The organism is Halalkalibacterium halodurans, assembly GCF_004376175.1.
Lineage (GTDB): Bacteria > Bacillota > Bacilli > Bacillales > Bacillaceae_D > Halalkalibacterium > Halalkalibacterium halodurans.
The window spans coordinates 28,722-33,951 of the sequence record NZ_SNUY01000045.1; the positions used below are offsets into that span (position 1 = coordinate 28,722).

The 5,230-nt window shown below is 40.0% G+C and carries 3 protein-coding genes and 1 CRISPR repeat array; of the genes, 2 read left to right on the top strand and 1 reads right to left on the bottom strand.

The genetic code is table 11. The annotated features are described in order from the left end of the window. Both E2L07_RS14120 and E2L07_RS14125 read left to right on the top strand, forming a co-directional pair. On the top strand, window positions 1–405 hold a 405-nt coding region (locus E2L07_RS14120), incomplete at its 5' end, for a transposase (protein ID WP_134229179.1). A gap of 599 nt (window positions 406–1,004) precedes the next feature. Beyond that, the gene (locus E2L07_RS14125; RefSeq protein WP_134229879.1) at window positions 1,005–2,450 is read left to right on the top strand and encodes a coiled-coil domain-containing protein; all 1,446 of its coding nucleotides are present in this window, start codon (window positions 1,005–1,007) and stop codon (window positions 2,448–2,450) included. Window positions 2,451–2,987: 537 nt separating this feature from the next. Here the strand turns inward: E2L07_RS14125 and E2L07_RS14130 are convergent. Continuing rightward, window positions 2,988–4,004 carry a helix-turn-helix transcriptional regulator gene (locus E2L07_RS14130; protein WP_134229880.1) on the bottom strand — a complete coding sequence of 339 codons (1,017 nt, stop codon included), beginning with the start codon at window positions 4,002–4,004 and terminating at the stop codon, window positions 2,988–2,990. 158 nt (window positions 4,005–4,162) lie between these two features. Further along, window positions 4,163–5,044: direct repeats of the CRISPR family, unit length 29 nt; unit sequence ATTTATAACCCACTAAGTTCAGATAAAAC. Window positions 5,045–5,230: the final 186 nt, after the last annotated feature.

Here is a 5,230-nt window from a genome sequence, read left to right on the forward strand (position 1 = left end):
GGCTTAGGGGCGGTGACTGTTGGATTATTCTTTGCGGAAGTTGGGGACATTTCAAAGTACTCTCATCCTCAACAATTAGTGAACTTAGCAGGGCTATCATTACGTGAGCACAGTTCAGGTAAATTTAAAGGGCAAACAAGGATTACAAAGCGAGGAAGGAAACGATTACGCCGAGCCTTATATTTAGCGATTCGTCCCCTTGTCGCCCATAATTCAACATTTAAAGCCCTGCATCACTATTACACCAAACGCCCTGAACGCCCTTTGAAAAAGCAACAATCTTTGATTGCCTTGTGTTGTAAGTTACTACGTGTGTTGTTTGTCATTGGTCAAAAACAGTGTGAATTTGATGGTTCAAGATTAATAAAAGATATTCCTCAAATGGATGGATTACAGGCAGTGTAACCTTAGAAAGCAGATCACCCAAAGTGGCTTGACACGGAGCCTCTGCGGGCATGGCTCCTTGGCGAAGCGGCGAGTCATCCAATGATTCGCCCATGGCTAAGGAAGCCTACCATGCCCGCCACTCCATGTAAAGCCGTGCATCATCTGTATACTTACAAATAACAAACACCAATAGTGCAGAGTCGGAGTTTATTTTCACCATACGGGCTTATGACCCAGCAAAGGAGCTTATCCGACCTCCACCTCATGGATACGCAGGACGAAGGAAGGTATGGATACCAATCCGGAGAGACATGGGAGGGTTAGCGACCGTGAGTTGTGTGGAGATTTATAAGCACGGTCATACCTTTTCGTTACCAGACACTACCAGTTTGGTCGTTAGGATGGTCCTCCCCCTGTAAGGAATTAGAATAATATAAATTTATATCCAGTTAATGCGGTGGTTTTACTATTTGGTGCTTATGAAATTTTAAGAATAAGTGAGTATTCGTAAGAAAATTAAACTTTATTGAGGGAGGAGAAAAAATTAGCGATACCTGACATTCGTTGTCAGGAAGAACAGTATCCTTTTAAAAAAAGCTTGAAAGAGAGGGATGAAAGTGAATCGGGCAAAAATGATGGAAAAGATGAAGCGAATAAAGGAGAAGGAGAGAGAGCAGAAAAAATCGGTTCAAACACAGTTTCGTGTGAAAATGGAACAAGCTAAAAAGGCAGCTGCTCCTGAAAAAACGCCAACAACGTCCACACTTGAGCAGCTTCAGACAGAGCGGAAAAAACGAAAGCAATTATCAAAGCAACTACTCTATATGGAAAAGAAGGTCAAACAATCAAAGACAGAGTTATTAAAAAAAGAGTCGCAAGTGCGAAAGCTGAAAAAACAAGTAAGCCAAGCGAACCAGAAGCTAAAACAAGCCAAAGTAGTAGAAAAAACAGCGAGAGAAATAGCTTCCTCTACTGCGGAAGTCAATCGAGCGCTAGAACGGGAACTAGTGGATTTGCGGAATAAGGAAGTGCAGGCCCGTAAACAAGTAAGCTTAATCAACAATCGTTTAATGCGCGTTAGTGCACTTCAACAAGAGAACAACACACTAAAAAAACAAGTGAAACAATTGCTAGCAAAACAGCAGCCAACTGAAGAGCAGGTCTACCGGCAGATTAGGCAACGAAAAGAAGAAGTTCGTAATTTGCAACGACGCATTCGCCAGTTAAAACAAAAGAAGGAGCCGAATGTGTTTGAGATGTACCAACAGTTGCACAAAGGGTTAACAATCGAAACGGTCTCAAACTACATGCCAAATGAGAGAAACGTATTTGCAATGCTCGTTGAAGACATTGAAGCTTTGGCAAAACAGCGGCAAAAGAAAAAAAGGGGACAGCCATTACAGAAAAAAAACCAAATGACTTCGTATTTATTTGGCACAATGTATAAACAACCGCAAACGGAGGATTTCTTATTTCGGGATTTAGAGGGAAAAGTATACCAAATCGAACACAAGGGTGAAATAGTCGACGACGGACTTCCTGTCAAAGCAAAGCTTGTTTGGGAAAATAAAGTGGAAATCAGCAAAGTTTATCAAACAATCCCGAAACAAATGAAACGTAGGGAACAAAAAGCAAGAAAACAAAAAGTTCAAGACAAGCCTATATTTGTCCCGATTGGCACATTCCGTGTTTGTCTAATAGGCTCCCAGCGTATGCAACGCTATAAAAAGCGCTTGGAACATCACGGGGTTCGTGTAACTATTTGTAACCCGTTTGAAGACAGCCCAGAAATCATTCGTAACGCATGTAAAAAATCAGCCTTAACGATTGTTTGTACCCAGCATACGTCACATACGGCGCTTGCCTTAGCACAGTCAAACAGTCAACATCTAGAGTGCATAAAACATGATAACGAAGAGAATCTCGTCGCTCGTACACGGTTCTTTGCCAAATGGAGTTTGCTCCAATTAGAAAAAAATAAAAAGAGGGGAGTGCTATACAAAAAGGAGAATAAAAAAACAAAAATGACGTGTGGAGAAAACGTTTTTCAGATATTGGCTTGAATCACTAGCTAGTAAAGCTGCTAAGTCATTAAGTTAGAGGGGGATTTGTTAAAAATGTTATTTTGTGGGGAGGGTGCTGTCGAGACCCTATGAGGGCAGCCATTGATAATGCCACGTCTATTTATCCTAGGAAAAGGTGAATGCTTCCTACTAATCCGTGTTTGATTTATTGGATGTTTTCGGTTCAACTCCCCCTCAATCCAAAAAGCCTATTAAAATAGATAATCTGGAGGATATCCAATAAGGTATTGAGAAACGTATCTAAAATTTTATGCATGGGAGGAATTTACAATAAAAGCAATTGGACCAATCTTTTATTTTTAATGATATGTACTTAAATTGAACTAAAACGAAATCAATCAAGTTAGATTTGTTTCTATCCCACTAAGTTCTCGTAACCTTTTCCCATTCTTTTTAGGTTTATGCAAAAGAAAAAGGACTAAGGACTATAAATAGGTTTGAGTATCGTTTCGTGGTTCTTTCTACAATCGACGTATTCTATCAGTCTAACGACTCGAGAGTTTTTCGAACAATCTTTTATTTCGCGTTGATCCTATCAGCCAAATGGTAACGTGTCATTAGTTGTCGATACTCCTCATACAAGCTATCTCTTACATCAACTGGTTCAAGTACCTCTACGTTTAGACCAAATCCACGTACCCAACGAAGGAATTCTTTACGACTTCTGACCGTTGCATGGAGGAGGAGCGATCCATCGCTTTGTTTTTCTATCTTCGTTTCCGCATAAAAAGTATATTCATCGACATAGCGGGCCACCTCTTGGTGAAAGCGTACCACAAACTTTGTTTCCTCCGCGTCATCAGCAAAAATAGCCCACCGTTTGGACAAATACTCATCCACGTTAAAGTTAGGGTCCATTACAAAGGTCTCTTCCTTAATTACAACTGATAAAAATCGATTTAACCGGAATGTTCGAAAGTCTTTACGCAAGGTACAATAAGCAAGCACATACAAGTGGCCGTTCCTTGGTATGATGTAATAAGGGTGAATCACCCGCTTTGCCATAGTATCATTATAAATTGCATAGTATTCAACTTCAATCGCTTTGTTCTCAACCATTGCTTGGAATAAAAGCGGCATTACATGATTCGTATCTTTATTGCTAACTTGATCGTGAAAGCGGATGCGGTCACCGAGCTCTTCACTCATGGCTAGCAACTGAGATGTATGGGAGTCTCGTGTAAGCCCTTTTAATTTTTCAAATCCTGCACGATAGGCGTAGTGTACTGGATGATCATTATGGAGAAAGTCATTTGTAACTAATGGATACACGGTAAGGGCCATCCATTCCTCTTGAGTCAGTTTACGATGTGGTACAACGGGACCAGAAATGAAATGATACCCATTCTTTCCTTCGGTTACGTAATGCACGCCTACTTTTTCAAGCAATGCCATGTCACGATAGATTGTCCGCTGAGTAGTTCCGCAATATTCCGCCAACTCACTTGCTGTAATCGTGTCTCGCTCTCTTAACAGGTTCAAAATCGTAAAAATCCGTTCGACTTTTTGTAAATCACGTCTCACATCTCCCATAGCACCGCCTCCTTTTTGACTTTCCTTTTAGTTTACTGGCAACGGAGATCCATGTCAAAACGATAAAAGTGCATGTTTTTATAGAAACAAAAAGAGACATTTACACAAAGTTCAGATAAAACGTATCCCTTGTCACTAAACGAGAAGGGGAGATACAAGTTTATAACCCACTAAGTTCAGATAAAACATCAAGAATAGACATGTGACGATGGCCGCAATTGTGAATTTATAACCCACTAAGTTCAGATAAAACACTTACCTCATTTTTCAGTTGTCCTATTGTCCTTATTATTTATAACCCACTAAGTTCAGATAAAACCGTTTTCACTGCGCTTTTACTGCATTATTCTGCCACATTTATAACCCACTAAGTTCAGATAAAACACAAAGTCATCTCCCTTATGCTCGTCTGTAAGTTCAATTTATAACCAACTAAGTTCAGATAAAACGACGTAATTCCTCCGCAAGTCCCATTATGACACCTCATTTATAACCCACTAAGTTCAGATAAAACCGGTCCTGATTTAATGAAATATCAAGATCTGTTTCATTTATAACCCACTAAGTTCAGATAAAACGATTCAAGATTATACGATAGGTTACGGGATCAGTGTAATTTATAACCCACTAAGTTCAGATAAAACTATTTTTTGAGTTGTCACAGCACCTGCGTCGAGCTTTCATTTATAACCCACTAAGTTCAGATAAAACGCGTCGTTTTCTCCCTGCGTTCAGGAATGTAGGCGTCGCATTTATAACCCACTAAGTTCAGATAAAACTCAGAGTACATAATGAACGGATAACCGGACTCGCTCATTTATAACCCACTAAGTTCAGATAAAACGATCTGCTGCGCATTTTGGTCGATTAGCGTTTCTGCAATTTATAACCCACTAAGTTCAGATAAAACTGATCGAGGGGTGAAGAGAGGACGATTTACCGTCCTATTTATAACCCACTAAGTTCAGATAAAACTCGCGGGCCACCAACGCAAGGCCGTACTCAACTTTAATTTATAACCCACTAAGTTCAGATAAAACCTCTATAGCCCCTTAGAGGACTTGGACAGTTATAGTGAAGTAACTTATAATCTAAGTATCGGTAGTGTCAAAAGTTCTATGAAAAACTAGCACGGTTCATACTACCTACCATTTATTAGGTGGAAATGCCACGCTATCGCTCTTGACAAACACACCAATGGTTTATTCAGAGGTCAATCAAGGGCG

Coding starts and splice junctions, on each gene's coding strand:
- E2L07_RS14130 (WP_134229880.1), bottom strand. CDS start 4,004: ATGGGAGATGTGAGACGTGATTTACAAAAAGTCGAACGGATTTTTACG.